The organism is Pseudomonas batumici, assembly GCF_000820515.1.
Taxonomy (GTDB): Bacteria; Pseudomonadota; Gammaproteobacteria; order Pseudomonadales; family Pseudomonadaceae; genus Aquipseudomonas; species Aquipseudomonas batumici.
The window spans coordinates 21,137-40,770 of the sequence record NZ_JXDG01000015.1 but is presented as its reverse complement, the minus strand read 5'-3'; the positions used below and the strand labels follow the sequence as shown (position 1 = coordinate 40,770).

Sequence of the window (19,634 nt, the reverse complement as noted above, 5' to 3'; positions counted from 1 at the left end):
AACGGACGTGGCCCTCCCATGAAACGCATCACCGTGATCGACTCCCACACCGGCGGCGAACCCACCCGCCTGGTGACCGCCGGTTTTCCTGACCTGGGCAGCGGCAGCATGGCCGAGCGGCGCCAGCGCCTGGCCGAACAGCATGACCAGTGGCGCGCGGCCTGCGTGCTCGAACCACGGGGCAGCGATGTGCTGGTCGGCGCGCTGCTTTGTGAACCGGTGGACCCGAACGCTTGTGCCGGAGTGATTTTCTTCAACAACACCGGCTACCTCGGCATGTGCGGCCACGGCACCATCGGCCTGGTGGCCTCGCTGGCACACCTGGGCAAGATCGGCCCGGGCGTGCATAGCATCGAAACCCCGGTGGGCACGGTGCAGGCGACCCTGCACGAAAACGGTTCGGTGAGCGTGCGCAATGTTCCGGCCTACCGTTACCGCAAGGCCGTGACGCTGGAGGTGCCAGGCATCGGCCAGGTCATTGGCGATATCGCCTGGGGCGGCAACTGGTTCTTCCTGATCGCCGAACATGGCCTGGACATCGCCGGCGACAATCTAGAGGCACTGACCGCCTATACCTTCGCCGTCCAGCAGGCACTCGAAGCCCAGGGGATTCGCGGCGAAGACGGCGGCCTGATCGATCATATCGAGCTGTTCGCCGATGACCCGCACGCTGACAGCCGCAACTTCGTCCTCTGCCCCGGCAAGGCCTACGACCGCTCCCCCTGCGGCACGGGCACCAGCGCCAAGCTGGCGTGCCTGGCGGCCGACGACAAGTTGCAACCGGGACAGATCTGGCGTCAGGCCAGTGTCATCGGCAGCCAGTTCGAGGGTTCCTACGAACGCCAGGGCGAACGCATCGTGCCGACCATTCGCGGCCGTGCCTTCATCAGCGCCGAAGCCAGCCTGATCATCGAGCAGGACGACCCGTTCGCCTGGGGCATTCGCCCGTGAACGAGGGCCGGGTGGCCGATGTGATCGTGATCGGCGCCGGCATCATCGGCGCCGCCTGTGCCCAGGCGCTGGCCCGGCGCGGCTTGCAGGTGCTGGTGCTGGATGCTGGCCTGCCCGGGGCGACGGCGGCGGGCATGGGGCATTTGCTGGTGCTCGACGATAACCCGGCCGAACTGGCCCTCAGCCAATATTCCCTGCAACGCTGGCGTGCACTGGCGCCGGCCATGCCCAATAGCTGCGCCTACCGCCGCAACGGTACCCTCTGGCTGGCGGCCAATGCCGAAGAGATGGCCGTCGCCCAGAGCAAATACCTGAACCTGCAGGCCCAAGGCGTGGCCTGCGAGTTGCTCAGCCGGGACGCCTTGCGCCAACGCGAACCCGAATTGCGCGAAGGCCTGGAAGGCGGGCTGTTGATCAATGGCGACGGCATTCTCTATGCCCCGGCAACCGCCCGCTGGATGCTCGAAACACCTCATATAAACCAGCGCCGGGCGCGGGTCGGTGAAGTCGATGGTCACCGCGTGCGCCTCGATGACGGTCACTGGCTGAAGGCCGATGCGGTGATTCTGGCCAATGGCATCCAGGCCAACGAGCTGTGCCCGGAATTGCCGATCGAACCGAAGAAAGGCCACTTGCTGATCACCGATCGCTACCCCGGAAAAGTCACCCACACGCTGGTGGAGCTCGGTTACGTCACCAGTGCCCACAACGCCAGTGGCCCCTCGACGGCGTGCAATATCCAGCCGCGCCCGACCGGGCAGCTGTTTATCGGCGCCTCGCGACAATTCGGCACCACCGATCCGCAGGTCGAAGGCTGGATGCTCGCCAGGATGCTCAAGCGCGCCACCGAGTACATGCCCGGGCTGGCGCAACTCAACGCCATCCGTGCCTGGACCGGGTTTCGCGCCGCCAGCCCTGACGGCTTGCCGCTGGTGGGCCAGCACCCGCAACGCAAAGGCCTGTGGCTGGCCGTCGGCCACGAAGGCCTGGGGGTCACCACGGCACCCGGTACCGCCGACCTGCTGGTGGCGCAGCTGTTCGATGAAACACCGCCGCTGGCCGCGCAGCCTTATCTGCCACAACGTTTTCTCGGGGAGCCTGTATATGCCTGAATTGATCTGCGACGGTCGTACACTGAGGGTCGCCGAGGGCACCAGCGTGGCGGCGGCATTGGCCCTGGGCGGCGACGGCTGCACCCGGACCTCGGTCAGTGGTCAACGTCGCGCCCCGCTGTGCGGCATGGGTATTTGCCAGGAATGCCGGGTGAGTATCGACGGTCGACGCCGCCTGGCCTGCCAGACCCTCTGCCGTGACGGCATGCGGGTGGAGACTCAGGCATGAGCGAACACGCCGACCTGCTGATCATTGGTGCCGGCCCCGCCGGCATGGCCGCCGCGCTCGCCGCGGCGCCAAGCAGCGCACGCATCGTCATCCTCGACGACAACCCGCTGCCGGGCGGACAGATCTGGCGCGACGGCCCCCAGGCCAAGCTGCCGAAACAGGCCCAGCGCCTGCGCGAGCAACTGGAGAACTGCGGCAATGTCCGCCGCCATGCCAGCACGCGGGTGATTGCCTGTGCCGGCCCGAAACAGCTGCTGGTCGAGAATGATGAGCGCGGCTGGGTCCTGGGTTACGACAAGTTGATCCTGTGTACCGGCGCACGCGAATTGCTGCTGCCCTTCCCCGGCTGGACCTTGCCCGGTGTGACCGGTGTCGGCGGACTCCAGGCGCTGGTCAAGGGCGGACTACCGGTGCGCGATCAACGCCTGGTGATCGCCGGCAGCGGACCGCTGCTGCTGGCCAGCGCCGCGACGGCCAGGCACAACGGCGCCCGTGTGCTGCGCATCGCCGAGCAGGCGGGCAGCGCCGCCGTCGCCGCTTTCGCCGCGCAACTGCCACGCTGGCCGGACAAACTGCTGCAGTCGTTCAGCTTGTTCGACCACCATTATCGAACCGGCACCCACGTACTCGCCGCCTTGGGCACCGATCGCCTGGAAGGCGTGCGCCTGCAACAGCAGGGAAAAATCGTCGAGCTGGCCTGCGATCGCCTGGCCTGCGGCTTCGGCCTGATCCCCAACACCCAGCTCGGCCAGGCCCTGGGCTGTGAACTCGATGGCCAGGTGCTGACGGTCGATACCTGGCAAGCCAGCAGCCGCGCCGATCACTATGCGGCGGGCGAATGCACCGGTTTCGGGGGCAGTGAGCTGGCGTTGGTCGAAGGCGCGATTGCCGGTTACGCGGCTGTCGGCGATCGTCGGCAAGCCCAGGCGTTGTGGCCTCGGCGTGCACGCTGGCAGGGCTTTGCCAACACCTTGAACAGCACCTTCAGCCTCGACCCGCGGCTCAAGTCACTGGCGCAACCCGATACCCTGGTGTGCCGCTGCGAAGACGTCCCTTACTCGGCACTGGCGACACACACCGACTGGCGCGCGGCCAAACTGGCCAGTCGCTGCGGGATGGGCGCCTGCCAGGGGCGGGTCTGTGGCGCCGCCACGCAGCACCTGTTCGGCTGGCAACCCTCGGCACCGCGTCCGCCCTTCAGCCCGGCCCGGATCGAGACCCTGTCATGCCTGGACGACTCACCGCCGGCCTGAAGACCGGCCCGGGGCTTCCGGGCCTGGCGCCGAGTCTCTATGATCGCGGAGATCGCCATCGGACCTCCAGCGCCATGCATGCCTCGCTCAGCCACTTCAAACCCTGCGACCTGCCCACGCTGCTGAGCAATTTGCAGTCGATCGCGCCGCTGCTCGATACCCTCTCGGACGTGGTGTTCTTCATCAAGGACCGCGAGGCCCGCTACGTCTTCGTCAACCAGACCCTGGCGCGGCGCTGCGGCTTCAAACAGAGCGCCGAGCTGCTCGGGCGCACCGCCGAAATGGTCTTCCCGGAACGCTTCGGTCCGCTGTACACCGCGCAGGATCGCCGGGTGCTGGCGAGCGGTCGCGAGCTGGCCGACCAACTCGAACTGCACCTCTATTACGGCAACCAGCCGGTCTGGTGCCTGACCCACAAACTCGCGCTGCTCGACCCGCAAGGTCATATCGTCGGCCTCGCCGGAATCTCCCGCGATTTGCAATTACCCCAGTCCAGTCATCCGGCCTTCCCGAAACTCGCCGCGGTGGATGCCCATATCCGCAGCCATTTCGCCCGGCCCATCAGCCTCGCCGAACTGACGGCGATCGCCGGGTTTTCCGTGGCGCAACTGGAACGCCACTGCAAGCGGGTGTTCCAGCTCACCCCACGACAGATGATTCACAAGGCCCGCCTGGAGGAGTCCTCGCGGCTGTTGCTGCACACCGACTTGCCGATCACCGAAATCGCCCTGCGCTGCGGTTACACCGACCATAGCGCGTTCAGCCGGCAGTTCCGCGCCCTGACCGGCCTTGCACCCAGCCAGTATCGCGACAGTCGTCGCTGAGGGCGCGGGGCGAGTGTTCCTTTAAGGGGCGCGATGTGTCCTGTTGCTCCCTTCTGTAACACCTCGCCAATACCCAGCGTTCTCGCGTTTGCGCCCCCGACAACTCCGCAACATCTCTAGCCCATGGCCTCGACGGTCATTCGCGCGATCGCGGAAAAACAGGCACGCTCATTGCTAATTAAATATCGTATACGAAATTCACAATACGATATCCAACAGCACTCAACCGACCACGAGGCCTCTATGAAAAACCGCACATTTGCCGTAGCCCTCAGCGCTGTTCTCAGTACCGCCTTTATCGCCACGGCCCAGGCCGACAAGCTCGACGACATCATCGGTTCGGGCAAACTGCGCTGCGCCGTGACCCTGGACTTCCCGCCGATGGGCTCCCGCGACGAGAGCAACAAGCCGGTGGGCTTCGACGTCGACTATTGCAACGACCTGGCGAAAATCCTCGGGGTCGATGCCGAGATCGTCGAGACACCGTTTCCGGATCGGATTCCGGCGCTGGTCTCGGGCCGTGCCGACGTGATCGTCGCCTCCACTTCCGACACTCTCGAACGGGCCAAGACCGTGGGCCTGTCCCATCCCTACTTCGCCTTCCAGATGGTGGTCCTGACCCGTAGCGACACCGGTATCAACAAGTACGAAGACCTCAAGGGCAAGCCGGTCGGCAACACCAGCGGCACCTTCGAAGCCATCGCCCTGGAAAAGGACCAGAAGAGCTGGGGAACGGGTAGCTTCCGAGCCTACCAATCGCAGAACGACACCATCCTGGCCGTCGCCCAGGGCCATATCGACGCTACCGTCGTCACCAATACCGTGGCAGCCGCTACGCTTAAATCAGGCAAGTACAAGAACCTGAAGGTCGCCGGCGATGCCCCGTATGTCATCGACTATGTCTCGCTGGGTGCCAAGCGCAACGAGTATGGCCTGATCAACTACCTCAACCTGTTCGTCAACCAGCAGGTGCGTACCGGACGTTACAAGGAGCTGTTCGTCAAATGGGTCGGGACCGAGATTCCACCGACCGACCTGACCGTGCCCCACGTCTACTACTGAGGAAAGCTGAATGCCCAGCACGCCCACTTCCTTGATCGGACGCAGCCTGGTCGAGGGGGCCGCCCAAGGTCCCCTGCTGTTCGCCGATGTCGGCCTGAGTTTCTGGGGCGGAGTCGATCCCTTCAGTGGCGAGGTGATCGACCGCCATCACCCCTTGAGTGGCGAGCACCTGGCCGGTCGCGTGCTGGCGCTGCCCAGCGGCCGCGGTTCCTGCACCGGCAGCAGCGTGATGATGGAGCTGATCAGCAACGGTCATGCACCCGCCGCCTTGGTGCTGGCCGAACCGGATGAGATCCTGACCCTGGGCGTGCTGGTGGCACAGACCCTTTTCGAGCGTTCCCTGCCGGTGCTGTGCATCGGCCGGGAGGCCTTCGCCGCCTTGCGCGGCAAGGTCTTCGCGCGGGTCGAAGGCGCCGGCGTGACGCTGTTCGAACAGGTGCCCGAGACTGCCGGACAGACACTCGACAAAGCGTTGCCCAGCGAAAAAACCGACGACTCGATCCAACTCAACGAATACGACGTGGCGCTGCTCGATGGCCAATACGGCAAGGCCGCCCAGGTCGCCATGCGGATCGTCCTGCGCATGGCGCAACTGCAAGGTGCCAGCAGCCTGGTGGATGTCACCCAGGCACACATCGACGGCTGCATCTATACGGGACCTGCGAGCCTGCGCTTTGCCGAACAGTGGGTGCAGTGGGGGGCAAAAGTACGGGTACCGACCACCCTCAACTCCATCTCGGTCGACCAGCGCCGCTGGCGCGAGTTGGGCATCGACCCGGCACTGGGAGTGCCCGCCAGTGCCTTGGGCGATGCGTATATGGCAATGGGCGCGCAGCTCAGTTTCACCTGCGCGCCCTACTTGCTCGACAGCGCGCCGAAGGTCGGCGAACAGATCGTCTGGGCCGAATCCAACGCCGTGGTCTACGCCAACAGCGTGCTCGGCGCACGCACCCTGAAGTACCCGGACTACCTGGATATCTGCATTGCCCTGACCGGTCGTGCGCCGTTGATTGGCTGCCATCTGGAGACCCAACGCAAGGCCCGGCTGAAAATCGAACTGCCCGCCCTGGGCGAACTGGATGATGCGTTCTACCCGCTGCTCGGTTATCACATCGGCACCCTGGCCGGCAGCCGGATTCCGTTGGTGCTGGGGCTGGAACAGCGCCAACCGAGCCTGGACGATCTGAAAGCCTTCGGCGCGGCCTTCGCCACCACGTCCGCCGCGCCGCTGTTTCATATCGCCGGAGTGACGCCGGAGGCACTCGACCCGGCCCAGGTGCTGGAGCCGGACGTCGCGATCCCCGTGGAAAAAATCCGCCTGCAGGACCTGCTGCTCAGCTGGCGTGAACTCAACAGTGCCCGCGACCGCCGGGTGGATGTGGTGTCCCTGGGCAACCCGCATTTCTCCCTCGGCGAATTTGCCCACCTGGCCCGTCTATGCCGGGGTCGACACAAGCACCCCGAGGTGGTCCTCGCCATCACCTGCGGCCGCGCGGTATTGGAACAGGCCCGCGCCGCCGGGCATGTCGCGGTGATCGAAGCTTTCGGCGCCACCCTGGTCACGGACACCTGCTGGTGCATGCTCGGCGAGCCGGTGATCCCGTTGGCCGCCAAGACCCTGATGACCAACTCGGGCAAGTACGCCCACTACGCGCCCGGGCTGGTGGGCCGCAAGGTGCACTTCGCCAGCCTCGCCGAATGCGTCGACGCCGCCTGCACCGCCACCGCCAGCGGGCGTTTGCCAGCCTGGTTGGCGCCTGCCGTCCCACTGGAGAATCTCGCGCATGCTTGACTACACCTTTCAATGGCGCGCGGCCCTGCGCGCCTTGCCGGACATGCTCGGCGGGGCCCTCGTCACCTTCGAGACCGCCGCCTTGTCGATGATCTTCGGGGTACTGATCGCCCTGGCCCTGACGGTGATGCGCGAAACCCGCAATCCGTTGTTGCGTGGCATCGGTAACGGCTGGGTGTCGATTGCCCGCAACACCCCGTCGCTGTTCCAGGTCTACATCCTCTACTTCGGCCTCGGCTCGCTGGACCTGCATGTCAGTTCCTGGTTGGCGCTGCTTGCCGGGATCACCTTCAACAACGCCGGTTATCTCGCGGAAAACTTTCGCGGCGGCCTCAAGGCGGTGCCCGATACGCAAGTGCGCGCCGCACGCTCGCTGGGCATGAGCGCCTTCCAGGCCTACCGGATGATCATCGTCCCGCAGTTGCTGCGCATCGTCTTCTATCCGCTGAGCAACCAAATGGTCTGGGCGGTGTTGATGACGTCGCTGGGGGTGGTGGTCGGACTGAACAATGACCTCACCGGGGTGACCCAGGAATACAACGTCAAGACGTTCCGCACCTTCGAGTTCTTCGCCATTGCCGCGGTACTGTATTACCTGATTGCCAAGGCGATCGTCGCGGCGGCCCGGCTGATGGCCTGGCGGCTGTTCCGCTACTGAGGAGTGACCATGTTTTCCACCAGTTTGTCCTGGAATGACCTGCTGTTCCTGCTCAACGGCGCCTGGGTCACGCTGCAACTGACCGGCTGGGCGATCCTCCTCGGCTCTTGCAGCGGGCTGTTGTTCGGTCTGCTGCGCGCCCTGCTGCCACGCGCCAGCCTGCCCCTGGCCTGGGTGCTGGATGCGTTTCGCAGCATTCCGTTGCTGATCCAGTTCGTCCTGTTCAATTCGCTGAAAAGCATCGTCGGCTTGAACATCAGCGCCTTCGGCGTCGGCTGCATCGTGCTCGGGGTCTACACCGCCGCGTACTTCACCGAGATCGTCCGCGGTGGCGTGCTGTCGGTGCCGCTGACCCTGCGCCGGGCCAGTCGCTCGCTGGGCCTGAGCTTTGTCCAGGACCTGCGCTGGATCGTCCTGCCGATGGCCACCCGGGTGGCCTTCCCCGGCTGGCTGAACCTGGTGCTCGGGGTGATGAAGGACACCGCGCTGGTGATGTGGATCGGCATCGTCGAACTGCTGCGCGCCTCGCAAACCATCGTCACGCGCATCCAGGAACCGCTGCTGGTGCTGTGCATCGCGGGCCTTATCTACTACGTCATGAGCCTGGTGGTCGCTCGCCTCGGCGCTCGTCTGGAAAGAAGGTGGCAAGAAAATGATTGAGATCGACAACGTACACAAATCCTTCGGCGACCTCGAAGTGGTCAAGGGCGTCAGCCTGACGGTGGACAAGGGCGAGGTGGTGTCGATCATCGGCGGCTCCGGCTCGGGTAAATCGACCCTGCTGATGTGCATCAACGGCCTGGAATCGATTCACAAGGGCAACATCCGCGTCGACGGCATCGAGGTCCACGACAAGGCCACCGACCTCAACCGCCTGCGGCAGAAGATCGGCATCGTGTTCCAGCAGTGGAACGCCTTCCCGCACCTGACCGTGCTGGAAAACGTGATGCTGGCGCCGCGCAAGGTGCTCGGCAGGAGCAAGCAGGAAGCCGAAGAACTGGCGGTCCGGCAGCTGACCCACGTGGGCCTGGGCGACAAGCTCAAGACCTTTCCCGGCAAGCTCTCCGGCGGCCAGCAACAGCGCATGGCGATTGCCCGGGCCCTGGCCATGTCACCGGACTACATGCTGTTCGACGAAGCCACCTCGGCCCTCGATCCGCAACTGGTGGGCGAAGTGTTGGACACCATGCGCATGCTCGCCGAAGACGGCATGACCATGGTCTTGGTGACCCACGAAATCCGCTTTGCACGCGACGTGTCCGATCGCGTGGCGTTCTTCCGCAACGGCCTGGTGCACGAGATCGGCGCGCCCGACCAGGTCATCGGTAATCCCATGCAGCCGGAAACGGCGGCGTTCCTCAAATCGGTCAAATAGGAGCACCCGATGCGCTCATCGAAAATCGTTCACGTGGTCAGCTGCCATGCCGAAGGTGAAGTCGGCGATGTGATTGTCGGTGGCGTCGCGCCGCCGCCCGGGGCCACGGTGTGGGAACAGTCGCGCTGGATCGCCGAGGACCAGACCCTGCGCAATTTCGTCCTCAACGAACCGCGTGGCGGGGTGTTCCGCCACGTCAACCTGCTGGTGCCGGCCAAGGACCCGCGGGCGCAGATGGCCTGGATCATCATGGAACCGGCCGATACCCCGCCGATGTCCGGTTCCAATTCTCTGTGCGTGTCCACTGTGCTGCTCGACAGCGGCATCCTGCCGATGACCGAGCCACAGACCCGGCTGGTCCTCGAAGCCCCCGGCGGACTCATCGAAGCCGTGGCCGAGTGCAAGGACGGCAAGGTCCAGCGGGTGGAAATCAAGAACGTCCCGTCGTTCGCCGACCGTCTCGACGCCTGGATCGAAGTCGAGGGCCTGGGTTCGATCCAGGTCGACACCGCCTATGGCGGCGACAGCTTCGCCATCGTCGACGCCCAACGCCTGGGCTTTGCCATTCGACCCGACGAAGCCAGGGACCTGGTCGAGATCGGCCTGAAGATTACCCGGGCCGCCAACGAGCAGTTGGGCTTCGTCCACCCGCTGAACCCGGACTGGTCGCATATCTCCTTCTGCCAGATCGCCGCGCCCGTGGTCTACGAGAACGGCGTCGCCAGCGCGGCCAACGCCGTGGTGATCCGCCCCGGCAAGATCGACCGTTCGCCCTGTGGCACCGGTTGCTCGGCGCGCATGGCGGTGCTGCAGGCCAAGGGTGTGCTGAAGGTCGGGGAGCGCTTTATCGGACGCTCGATCATCGGCTCGGAGTTCCATTGCCGCATCGACTCCCTGACCGAGGTGGCCGGGCGTACGGCGATCTATCCGTGCCTTTCCGGCCGGGCCTGGATCACCGGCACCCATCAATTGCTGCTCGACCCGAGCGATCCGTGGCCGGAAGGCTACCGGTTGTCGGACACCTGGCCCGGTGCCTGAGCGCCAACGCCCCTGCTTGACGGCTGATTGAGACAAACCGGTGGCGCCATGACGGCGCCCGGCGAAAAAACACTGGTCTAATTTTTTCACTTAAAATATCGTATACGAAATACGTTTAACCACTGGAGTGCATCATGAGCAAACGCATCAACTGGAGCGGCGTCTTCCCGGCGGTCACCACTCAATTCAACGACGACTTCTCCATCAACCTGGAAAAGACCCACCAAGTGATCTCCAACGTGATCCGCGACGGCGTCTCGGGCCTGGTGGTGTGTGGTTCGGTGGGGGAAAACACTTCGCTGAGCGCCGAAGAAAAGATCGCCGTGACCGAAGTCGCGGTCGATGCCGCCCGCGGCCGCGTGCCGGTGATTTGCGGCGTGGCCGAGTTCACCAGCGTGCAAGCGGCCAAGGTGGCCAACGCGGTGCGCAGGGCCGGCGTCGACGGCGTGATGCTGATGCCGGCGCTGGTCTACGGCTCCAAGCCCTTCGAGACCGCCGAGCACTACCGCTATGTGGCGAAAAACGCCGACGTGCCGTTGATGGTTTACAACAACCCGCCGATCTACAAGAACGACGTGACCCCGGACATCCTGATTTCCCTGGCCGACTGCGACAACGTGGTGTGCTTCAAGGACTCCTCCGGCGACACCCGGCGCTTCATCGACGTACGCAATGAAGTCGGCGACCGTTTCGTGCTGTTCGCCGGTCTCGACGATGTGGTGCTGGAAAGCATCGCGGTGGGGGCCGAAGGCTGGGTCTCGGGCATGTCCAACGTGTTCCCGAAAGAAGGCGAAACCATCTTCCGCCTGGCCAAGGCCGGTCGCTTCGCCGAGGCCATGCCGATCTACGAATGGCTGATGCCGATCCTGCACCTCGACGCCCGGGCGGACCTGGTGCAGTGCATCAAGCTGTGCGAAGCCATTGCCGGTCGCGGCAGCGCCCTGACCCGCCCACCGCGCCTGGCCTTGCCGGAAGCCGACCGGGTGTTCGTCGAGCAGATCATGGCCAAGGCCCTGGCCAATCGTCCGCCACTGCCGGACGTCGGTCTCTGAGTGATTGCCGGGCGGACCCTTTGCGGGTCCGGCCCGGCTGCCTGTCCTTGCACCTCTACAGGAAACGCCAGCATGTCCAACCCTCGAAGCACCTCCCGCGCCACCACCGCTTCAGGACTGAAGCGTGTCGTGGCCGCCGCCATGGCCGGCACTGTCGCCGAGTGGTATGAATTCTTTCTTTATGGCACTGCCTCGGCACTGGTCTTCGGCCAGCTGTTCTTTCGCCAGACCGACAGCCCGGTCGATGGCATCCTCGCCGCCTTCGCCCTGTATGCCGTCGGCTTTCTCGCCCGCCCGCTGGGTGGCCTGGTGTTCGGCCACTACGGTGACAAATTCGGCCGCAAGCGCCTGCTGCAACTGAGCCTGGTGGTGGTCGGCATCACCACCTTCCTGATGGGTTGCCTGCCCGGCTTCGACCAGATCGGCTACGCGGCACCGGTGTTGCTGGTGGTGTTGCGGCTGATCCAGGGTTTCGCGTTTGGCGGTGAATGGGGCGGTGCGATTCTGCTGGTGTCCGAACACTGTCCGGACAATCGTCGAGGCTTCTGGGCCAGTTGGCCGCAAGCCGGTGTTCCGGCCGGCAACCTGGTCGCCACCATCGCCCTGCTGCTGTTGTCCTCGAATCTGTCGGAGGCGCAGTTCCTTGCCTGGGGCTGGCGCGTCGCGTTCTGGTTCTCGGCGGTGGTGGTGTTGATCGGCTACTGGATTCGCACCAGCGTCGATGACGCGCCGATCTTCAAGAAAGCTCAAGCGCGCCAGGCACAGAACAAGCAACAGCAGCTGGGCGTGGTCGAGGTGTTGCGTCATCACTGGCGTGCCGTGCTGGTCGGTATCGGCGCGCGGTTTGCCGAAAACATCCTCTACTACACCGTGGTGACCTTCTCGATCACTTATCTGAAACTGGTGGTGCACAAGGACACTTCACAGGTTCTGCTGCTGATGTTCGGCGCACACCTGCTGCATTTCTTCCTGATCCCGCTGATGGGTTATCTGTCCGATCTGATCGGACGTAAACCGGTGTACCTGACCGGCGCGGTGCTCACCGCGTTCTGGGGCTTCATCGGCTTCCCCATGATGGACACCGGCAACAACTGGCTGATCATGGCGGCCATCACCCTGGGCCTGGCCATCGAGTCGATGACCTACGCGCCCTACTCGGCGCTGATGGCCGAAATGTTCCCAACCCACGTGCGCTACACCGCGCTGTCGTTGTGTTATCAGGTAGCGCCGATTTTCGCCGGCTCACTGGCGCCGCTGATTGCCCTCACCCTGCTCAACCAGTACCACAGCTCGACACCGATCGCCTTCTACCTGGTCGGCGCTGCGCTGATTTCCCTCGTCGCCGTTGGCCTGACCCGCGAAACCCGTGGCAAATCGCTGCACGCCGTGGACGCCGAATCGGCTGCGCGTATCCGCGCCTTCGATGGTGCCGAACCCGCCACGCCACGCCGGGGCGACTCACTGGCTTGAGCTTAATCACAGGAGTTTTCCATGCCCGAGATCATCGGTCACAACTACATCGGCGGTGCGCGTAGCGCCGCCGGCAACCTCACCCTGCACAGCCATGACGCCAACACCGGTGAAGCCCTGCCCTTCGTGTTCATGCAGGCCACGGGTGATGAAGTGGACGCCGCCGCCCGAGCCGCCGCATCGGCGTACCCGGTCTTCAGCTCACTGTCGGCCCACCGGCGTGCGGATTTTCTTGACGCCATCGCCGCGCAACTGGATGCGCTGGACGATGAGTTCGTCGCTCTGGTTACCCGCGAGACAGCGCTCCCGAGCGCTCGTATCCAGGGCGAACGCGCTCGTACCAGTGGCCAGATGCGCCTGTTCGCGCAGGTCCTGCGCCGTGGTGATTTCTATGGTGCGCGCATCGACCGCGCCTTGCCCGAACGTCAGCCGCTGCCACGGGTCGACCTGCGCCAGTACCGGATCGGCGTCGGTCCGGTCGCGGTGTTCGGCGCGAGCAATTTCCCGCTGGCGTTCTCCACCGCCGGCGGCGATACCGCTGCCGCGCTGGCCGCGGGTTGTCCGGTGGTGTTCAAGGCCCATAGCGGGCATATGGCAACCGCGGAACAGGTGGCCGATGCGATCATCCGTGCCGCCGAGCACACCGACATGCCCAAGGGCGTGTTCAACATGATCTACGGCGCAGGGGTTGGTGAAGCACTGGTCAAGCATCCGGCGATTCAGGCAGTCGGCTTCACCGGCTCGCTGACGGGCGGCCGCGCGCTCTGCGACATGGCCGCCGCACGGCCACAACCGATTCCGGTGTTCGCCGAAATGAGCAGCATCAACCCGGTCGTGGTGTTGCCCGAAGCCTTGCACCTGCGCGGCGAAACCATCGCCCGTGAGCTGGTGGCTTCGGTGGTGCAGGGTTGCGGGCAGTTCTGTACCAATCCGGGCCTGGTGATCGGCATCGCTTCGCCAAGGTTCAGCGCCTTCACGGCCCTGCTCGGCACCTTGATGAACGAGCAACCGGCGCAAACCATGCTCAACGCCGGCACGCTACGCAGCTACCGCAACGGTGTGCAGGCCTTGCTCGATCATCCTGGCATCCGTCATCTGGCCGGCCAGCCTCAGCAGGGCAACCAGGCACAGCCACAGCTGTTCAAGGCTGACGTCAACCTGCTGTTCGACGGCGATCCGCTGTTGCAGGAAGAAGTCTTCGGCCCGACCACTATCGTGGTTGAAGTGGCCGACAAAGCCGAACTGCAACGCACGCTACAGTGCCTGCACGGTCAACTCACGGCCACGCTGATTGCCGAGGCTGGCGATCTGCAAGGCCACGGCGAGCTGCTGCCGCTGCTGGAGCAAAAGGTCGGCCGGGTGTTGTTCAACGGCTATCCGACGGGAGTCGAAGTCTGTGATGCGATGGTCCACGGCGGGCCTTACCCGGCCACTTCCGATGCCCGCGGCACGTCGGTCGGCAGCCTGGCCATCGAGCGCTTCCTGCGTCCGGTGTGCTACCAGAATTGCCCGGATGCCTTACTCCCCAAAGCGCTGCAAAACGCCAACCCACTGGGTATCAATCGCCTGGTCGACGGCACCAGCCACCGCAATCCCCTATGAACCCTTCGCCGGTGATCGGGCACCTTCCGCTGCCGGTACTGCCCTGAAATCGGCTATGGCAGCGGGACGCTGGAGTCCCGCTGCCCGTAACGGCCTCAGACCTTTTCGATCCAGCCTGCCGGAGCCTCGATATCACCGTTCTGGATACCCGTCAGCTCGTTGAACAAGCGTTGGGTAAGGGGGCCGGCCTCATGCTCGCTGTGGAACACATGCAGCCGATCCTTGTAGTGGATACCGCCAATCGGTGTGATAACCGCCGCGGTTCCACAGGCGCCCGCTTCCTTGTAGTCACCCAGGCTGTCGATATAGACATCGTCTTCCACCGCGTTCAGCCCCAGGCGGCTTTGGGCAAGCTCGATCAACGAGGCGCGGGTGATGCCGGGCAACACCGAAGATGAGCGCGGCGCCACGAAGGTATTGTCGTAGGTGATGGCAAAGAAGTTGGCCGAACCGACTTCCTCGATCTTTTTATGAGTCAGCGGATCGAGATAGATGCAGTCGGCAAAACCGGCTGTCCGCGCCTCGGTGCCGGGCAACAGGCTGGCGGCATAGTTTCCACCCACCTTGGCGGCGCCGGTGCCATTGGGGGCTGCGCGGTCGTAGTCCGAGATGATGAAGTTGCTGGGCTGCAACACACCCTTGAACAACGCGCCGACCGGAATGCAAAACACACAGAAGATGAACTCCGGCGCGCTACGCACACCGATGTTGTCCCCGACGCCGATCACGAAAGGTCGTAGATACAGGGAGCTGCCTGTCCCGTAGGGAGGCAGAAACCTTTCGTTGGCCTTGACCACCTGCTTGCACGCATCGATGAACTGGGCGGTCGATACCGTCGGCATCAGAAGCCGCGAGCAACTGCGTTGCATGCGCGCGGCATTCTGATCGGGACGAAACAGGTTGATGGAGCCATCCTTGCAGCGGTAGGCCTTCATCCCCTCGAAACACTGCTGGCCATAGTGCAGCGCGGCCGAACCTTCGCTGATATGCAGATGATTATCTTGCGTCAGATAACCTTCTTGCCACTCACCATCGCGCCAGTGCGAAATGTAGCGAAAGTCGGTTTTCTTGTAACCGAAACCCAGGTTATTCCAATCCAGTTGTGGTTGTTCCATGTCACGATTCCTGATGACTGTTAGGCGTGGTACTCATTGGTTCCAGATGATGCTCAATGTGTCATCAAGCCATTGGTGATAGGCATTGGCGGCTTCGTCCGAGGCATGTACCGAGAAGATGAACCCTGGGTACCCGCCAAATGCTGGAGGGGGTGGTGAAATGTGCCCGGCCTCGAAAAAGGTCACGACCCGTGCGGTTTCAGGATGCTGCTCAACCTTGTCCAGCCCCGAGAAACCGCTGAAACGGCCATCGCCGCGCAGTGGAATGATGTAGTTCGCAGCCACTCTGGCGGCAGGCAGCACATCGGGCAGTGCCGGGGTCGGCAAGCCCAGGGCAGCGGTCATGCACAGTTTTGCGAACGAGACGCCGGTGCTCTGCTCCACCACAAAATGCGACACGCCCGAGCCACCGATACGAGCGCCGATTTCAATCACATAAGGTTGCTGCCGGGCATCCAGGCGAAGCTCCACATGCGCGGCGCCCATGGTAATGCCCAAGGCCTTCACCCCCTCACGCGCCGCCTCGCACAAGGCAACGATCAACGGATCATCGATATCACGGCGTTGGCGATAGATCGTTTCTTCAAACCAAGGCCCTTCAGGCTGGCCCTTGTCGCCGACTGCCAGGACATGCACGCCTTCGATATCGACAAAGCACTCCACCACGAACTCTTTGCCGGGCAGGTACTGCTCGACCACCAGGCCCACGGCCTTGTTCTGATCGTAGAAACGCGCCAGATCCTTGCTCTGGACATCCCAGACGGCCTTGATGAGGCCGGGTAGCTCTTCGGCGCTCCTGGCCAGCATCACACCGGTGCTCGACCAGCCGGAAAGCGGCTTGATCACCAGTGGCAAACCCAGGGCATGGACTTGCGAAAGGTCTTCGGGATTGTCGATGTAGCGAAACCCCGGCGACCTCAAGCCTGCCTCGGCGAACGCCTGACGCATCAGGTATTTGTTGCGCGCTAACGCCGCCACTTCCGGCGCAATGCCAGGCGTACCGATTTTTTTCGCCGCCAGGGCCGTCCAGATGATCGCCTCTTCGCGAACGGTCATGACCCCGCCAATCCCGCGCTCTTCCACTCCGGCCGCGAAGGCCTCCAGAGCCACTTGGGGCTCATCGAAAACCGGCAGTTGCCAGGTCGAGGTGACCGCCGGTAACTGAGCGGGAGCGCTCTCGGTCGTGTCGTAAATCAGTACCAGCTCAATGCCCGCCGCTTGTGCGGCCTCAAATACGAATGACAACTTGGCACTGCGATGGCAAACCAACGCCAGCTTTTTCATTTTATTTCCTCACTAATCGGGAGTCGTGGGGGACGGCGCTTCAATTGCCATCCCGAGACACCCGATGCATCGACGAATAACAGGCTGATACCGACCATGACCGCAATCATCGCAATGATTTTCACTACCCCTAACGCCACGCCGGAGCCGATCAACCACTCACCGGCGACCACGGCGAAAGGCGCAAGCAAGCCGATCGCGTTGGCGTACAGCACGCCGCCTTCGGCCAGGACCTTCTGGTACAACACATAAACCGGAGCCGAGCAGGCAGCCCCCAGAATCAGCACCTTGAGAACATCCTCCAGGCTCAGCAGCAACAAGGGCGCCGGATCAAGCATGAACAAAGGCACGAAGGACGTGGCAGAGATCAAGGTCACCCAGGCCAGCGAGGTGAGCAGAGGCAGATCCTTGAGGTAGCGCTTGGACAGCAGGCCATAAACGGCATAGGAAAACGCCGCCACCAATGCCAGTGCAATGCCTGCCGGACTCACCGTGCCACCTTCATTACCGCTCGCATTGAACGCCAATGCAGCCGCGCTGACGATCAGCACGCCACTGAGCTTCAACCAGGAAAACCCCAGGCTGCGAGACAGGAAACCCAGCAGATAGGTAATGCCCGGAATAGTCGCAAGGACCATGGTCAGGTCACTGGCCTTCAGCGACTTCAAGGCGCCGAAGCTGCATACGAAATACAGGGAGAAGCCCAGGACCGACAGCATGAAAAACCCCGGCAACCTTGAGCGCAGGGGTATGGAGGCCAATGCGGCCCGCTCGCGAAACGCCACGATCAACCACAGGGCAGCCGTCGTCGCCCATAGCCTGAGCCCGACGGCATGCATCACCGGGATGCTGCCAATCAGGTTCTTGGACAACAGCCAACTGATCGAAAACAGCGCCAGAATGGCAAAGGTGAACAGCAGCAGCCGCCCTTTCAAGGCGTTCAATGAGGCGACTCCCCAAGCACCCGTCGCGCATAGTGCGAGGCCGGGAAATTGAAGCGTGCCTGTGGGTTTTGCGGAGCACCCAGATGCTGCTGGACATACTCCCTGGCGCCAGCCAGATAGGCCTCGTCGTCCAGGGTTTCCAACGCCTCGATATCGGCAATCACCGACGAGATCTGCTCGCCAAGACGCTCGGTATCGAACGTGAGACGGCCCTGCTCATCCTCGATCAACGCCTGGGCGTTCATCAAGATCTCGAACAGCAGAATCCCTGTCCCGGCATCGAACGTCATGTGCCGCTGCGAGCCTTTCGGATAACGGAACATGCGCTCAAGCAGAATGAACTCGGCAATCTCCTGCCAGAAGTCCGGGCGGTGTTGCTGCACCAGACGCACGGTAATCAGGTCGCACTTGGTTTCCTCCAGCAGACCGGTAAACCAGTTCAGCTTGATATACAGGTTCTTGTCCAAGGGACGTGGCCCGGTATGGTGCGCGTAGTCGTGGTAATAACCCCACAAGCAACGGGCGTCATACATGTCAGACTCGGACATCTGGCGGCTGCTCAGTTGACCAAACAGGAACGGGCTGTCGCGGCCAAACAAACGATCCGCTTCCACGACCGTCTGATCGTTGTAGATATGGAAAAACTTGCTGAAGAAAAACAAGGCAAATGCCTGTTTATCGACCTTGCTTGCAGCCGCCACCGACTCTGGAAACAGGACAATGCAATTGCCTTGCAGGAAGCCCTTCGACGCAGCCCCCAGCTTGATGCATTGAAACGGCGCGACGTAATGCTCCGTGTACTGCCCGGCATCGGCAAGGTAAGGGGTTTCGCTCCGATAGCCGGTCACCAGCTCCAGCCGGAACCCTTCAGGGTCCGGCCCATTGGTTGCCCGCATCGGCGCCAGCAAGAACAACGCCTCACCGGGCAAAGGCGTTTTGAAACTGGCCAGTGTCTTATCGAACAAGGGCCGCTGCTGCAACCCGTTCTGCGCCCAACGTCCAAGATCCTCCAGAGTCGCCGTCAGCAACGCTGGAGACAGCCCGTCGATAGCACCTGCCTGACGATCCAGCTCGGCGATCAGCGCATTGATCCGGGCATGGTCCGCCGGGCTCGGGTCCTTGATGCTCCCGTCCAGTTCCTGGCGGGCACGAATCTCATCGACGAGGCTGATGATGGCCGTGAACGGATCAGCCTTGTGCATGGTCGGCTCGCTTCAGCGAATGGACCAGAAAGGCCATCGGGACCTGGCCGAAATCCTGAACGACATTCAGCTCATGGCGATCAGCGGCCACCACCGTCGTGACACAGGCATCGGCCTTGCCCGTGCTGCAGAGCACCGCGGCATCGGCATTGCTGTTGGCAAAGACCTTGTGGTACTGGCTGGCCACCAGGGATTGGGGGGCGGGATGGGTCGCCACACTCTTGATCCGATTGGCCGAAGTACGACTGGCCAGAACCATTGAATGGGTCGGCATGATAAAGCTGTCGCACAACTCCATATCACCCAGGCGGGTAAAGATAAGGGTATGCAAATCGGGATAGGCGGCGCAGCTCAACAGATAGCCGTCCTGCTTTTCGGCCAGCTCGTCAAAGGCTTGCTCAAGGGTTTCATGCAGAACGATGCGCGGCGCTGTAACGCCAGATGCCTTGCTGTCGCCACGAGAATCAAGCCACCACTGAGCGGCTGTTGCACAGTTGGTGCCTTCGGGACCCAGCGTATAGATAGTCGGACTACCGGCAGTCGGCATGCTATTACTTCCTTGTAAACGTCCGCCAGACAGCGAACGAACATCCATGTATGCAATCCATCCTGGACTGCAGCGAGGCTGGGAATCTACTGTAGGTTTTTTCCTAGCGCAATATGTAACTGCA

The 19,634-nt window shown here is 63.1% G+C and carries 19 protein-coding genes; 14 read left to right on the top strand and 5 right to left on the bottom strand.

The genetic code is table 11. The features are described 5' to 3' along the window. The first annotated feature begins 18 nt into the window (after nucleotides 1-18). The 14 genes from UCMB321_RS07735 (at nucleotide 19) to UCMB321_RS07670 (ending at nucleotide 14,418) form a co-directional block, all read left to right on the top strand. Entirely contained in the window at nucleotides 19-951 is a 933-nt protein-coding gene (locus tag UCMB321_RS07735) for a 4-hydroxyproline epimerase (RefSeq protein ID WP_040065061.1), read from the top strand. Further along, complete coding sequence (locus tag UCMB321_RS07730) at nucleotides 948-2,063, top strand: NAD(P)/FAD-dependent oxidoreductase (protein ID WP_040065060.1); 1,116 nt, start codon at nucleotides 948-950, stop codon at nucleotides 2,061-2,063. Before UCMB321_RS07735 ends, UCMB321_RS07730 begins: the two co-directional genes overlap by 4 nt. Continuing rightward, nucleotides 2,056-2,292: a (2Fe-2S)-binding protein gene (locus tag UCMB321_RS07725; RefSeq protein WP_040065059.1), complete on the top strand. Its 237-nt coding sequence runs from the start codon at nucleotides 2,056-2,058 to the stop codon at nucleotides 2,290-2,292. Before UCMB321_RS07730 ends, UCMB321_RS07725 begins: the two co-directional genes overlap by 8 nt. Next, entirely contained in the window at nucleotides 2,289-3,545 is a 1,257-nt protein-coding gene (locus UCMB321_RS07720) for an NAD(P)/FAD-dependent oxidoreductase (RefSeq protein ID WP_040065058.1), read from the top strand. Before UCMB321_RS07725 ends, UCMB321_RS07720 begins: the two co-directional genes overlap by 4 nt. Before the next feature lie 74 nt (nucleotides 3,546-3,619). After that, entirely contained in the window at nucleotides 3,620-4,369 is a 750-nt protein-coding gene (locus UCMB321_RS07715) for an AraC family transcriptional regulator (protein WP_040065091.1), read from the top strand. 243 nt (nucleotides 4,370-4,612) lie between these two features. Beyond that, a complete protein-coding gene (locus UCMB321_RS07710) occupies nucleotides 4,613-5,431 on the top strand; it encodes an ABC transporter substrate-binding protein (protein WP_040065057.1) in 819 nt (272 codons plus the stop codon). Nucleotides 5,432-5,441: 10 nt separating this feature from the next. Further along, complete coding sequence (lhpI, locus tag UCMB321_RS07705; protein ID WP_040065056.1) at nucleotides 5,442-7,223, top strand: cis-3-hydroxy-L-proline dehydratase; 1,782 nt, start codon at nucleotides 5,442-5,444, stop codon at nucleotides 7,221-7,223. Beyond that, a complete protein-coding gene (locus UCMB321_RS07700; protein WP_040065055.1) occupies nucleotides 7,216-7,881 on the top strand; it encodes an amino acid ABC transporter permease in 666 nt (221 codons plus the stop codon). The genes lhpI and UCMB321_RS07700 overlap by 8 nt, the downstream gene beginning before the upstream one ends. 9 nt (nucleotides 7,882-7,890) lie before the next feature. Further along, nucleotides 7,891-8,541 (top strand): amino acid ABC transporter permease, encoded by a 651-nt coding sequence (locus UCMB321_RS07695; protein WP_040065054.1) that lies wholly within the window; start codon nucleotides 7,891-7,893, stop codon nucleotides 8,539-8,541. After that, nucleotides 8,534-9,256, top strand: coding sequence for an amino acid ABC transporter ATP-binding protein (locus UCMB321_RS07690; protein WP_040065053.1), 723 nt, complete (start codon nucleotides 8,534-8,536; stop codon nucleotides 9,254-9,256). Before UCMB321_RS07695 ends, UCMB321_RS07690 begins: the two co-directional genes overlap by 8 nt. Nucleotides 9,257-9,265: 9 nt before the next feature. Beyond that, nucleotides 9,266-10,294, top strand: coding sequence for a trans-3-hydroxy-L-proline dehydratase (locus tag UCMB321_RS07685; protein ID WP_040065051.1), 1,029 nt, complete (start codon nucleotides 9,266-9,268; stop codon nucleotides 10,292-10,294). Nucleotides 10,295-10,428: 134 nt separating this feature from the next. Further along, a complete protein-coding gene (locus UCMB321_RS07680; RefSeq protein WP_040065050.1) occupies nucleotides 10,429-11,346 on the top strand; it encodes a dihydrodipicolinate synthase family protein in 918 nt (305 codons plus the stop codon). Between the two features lie 72 nt (nucleotides 11,347-11,418). Beyond that, nucleotides 11,419-12,816 (top strand): fosfomycin efflux MFS transporter AbaF, encoded by a 1,398-nt coding sequence (abaF, locus tag UCMB321_RS07675; protein WP_040065049.1) that lies wholly within the window; start codon nucleotides 11,419-11,421, stop codon nucleotides 12,814-12,816. Between the two features lie 21 nt (nucleotides 12,817-12,837). After that, the gene (locus UCMB321_RS07670) at nucleotides 12,838-14,418 is read left to right on the top strand and encodes an aldehyde dehydrogenase (NADP(+)) (protein WP_040065048.1); all 1,581 of its coding nucleotides are present in this window, start codon (nucleotides 12,838-12,840) and stop codon (nucleotides 14,416-14,418) included. A 95-nt stretch (nucleotides 14,419-14,513) separates the two neighbouring features. Here UCMB321_RS07670 and UCMB321_RS07665 read toward each other — a convergent pair whose 3' ends face one another. The 5 genes from UCMB321_RS07665 to UCMB321_RS07645 are packed head-to-tail and all read right to left on the bottom strand — an operon-like array spanning nucleotide 14,514 to nucleotide 19,558. Continuing rightward, the gene (locus UCMB321_RS07665; protein ID WP_040065046.1) at nucleotides 14,514-15,533 is read right to left on the bottom strand and encodes a branched-chain amino acid aminotransferase; all 1,020 of its coding nucleotides are present in this window, start codon (nucleotides 15,531-15,533) and stop codon (nucleotides 14,514-14,516) included. Between the two features lie 33 nt (nucleotides 15,534-15,566). Next, a complete protein-coding gene (locus UCMB321_RS07660; protein WP_040065044.1) occupies nucleotides 15,567-16,817 on the bottom strand; it encodes an ATP-grasp domain-containing protein in 1,251 nt (416 codons plus the stop codon). After that, on the bottom strand, nucleotides 16,814-17,761 hold the full coding sequence (locus UCMB321_RS07655; protein ID WP_084614829.1) for a DMT family transporter: 948 nt from the start codon (nucleotides 17,759-17,761) through the stop codon (nucleotides 16,814-16,816). The genes UCMB321_RS07660 and UCMB321_RS07655 overlap by 4 nt, the downstream gene beginning before the upstream one ends. Then, entirely contained in the window at nucleotides 17,758-18,963 is a 1,206-nt protein-coding gene (locus UCMB321_RS07650) for a DUF6421 family protein (RefSeq protein WP_040065042.1), read from the bottom strand. Before UCMB321_RS07650 ends, UCMB321_RS07655 begins: the two co-directional genes overlap by 4 nt. Continuing rightward, nucleotides 18,950-19,558, bottom strand: a complete 609-nt coding sequence (locus UCMB321_RS07645; protein ID WP_245220742.1) for a hypothetical protein — start codon at nucleotides 19,556-19,558, stop codon at nucleotides 18,950-18,952. Before UCMB321_RS07645 ends, UCMB321_RS07650 begins: the two co-directional genes overlap by 14 nt. Between the last annotated feature and the right edge of the window lie 76 nt (nucleotides 19,559-19,634).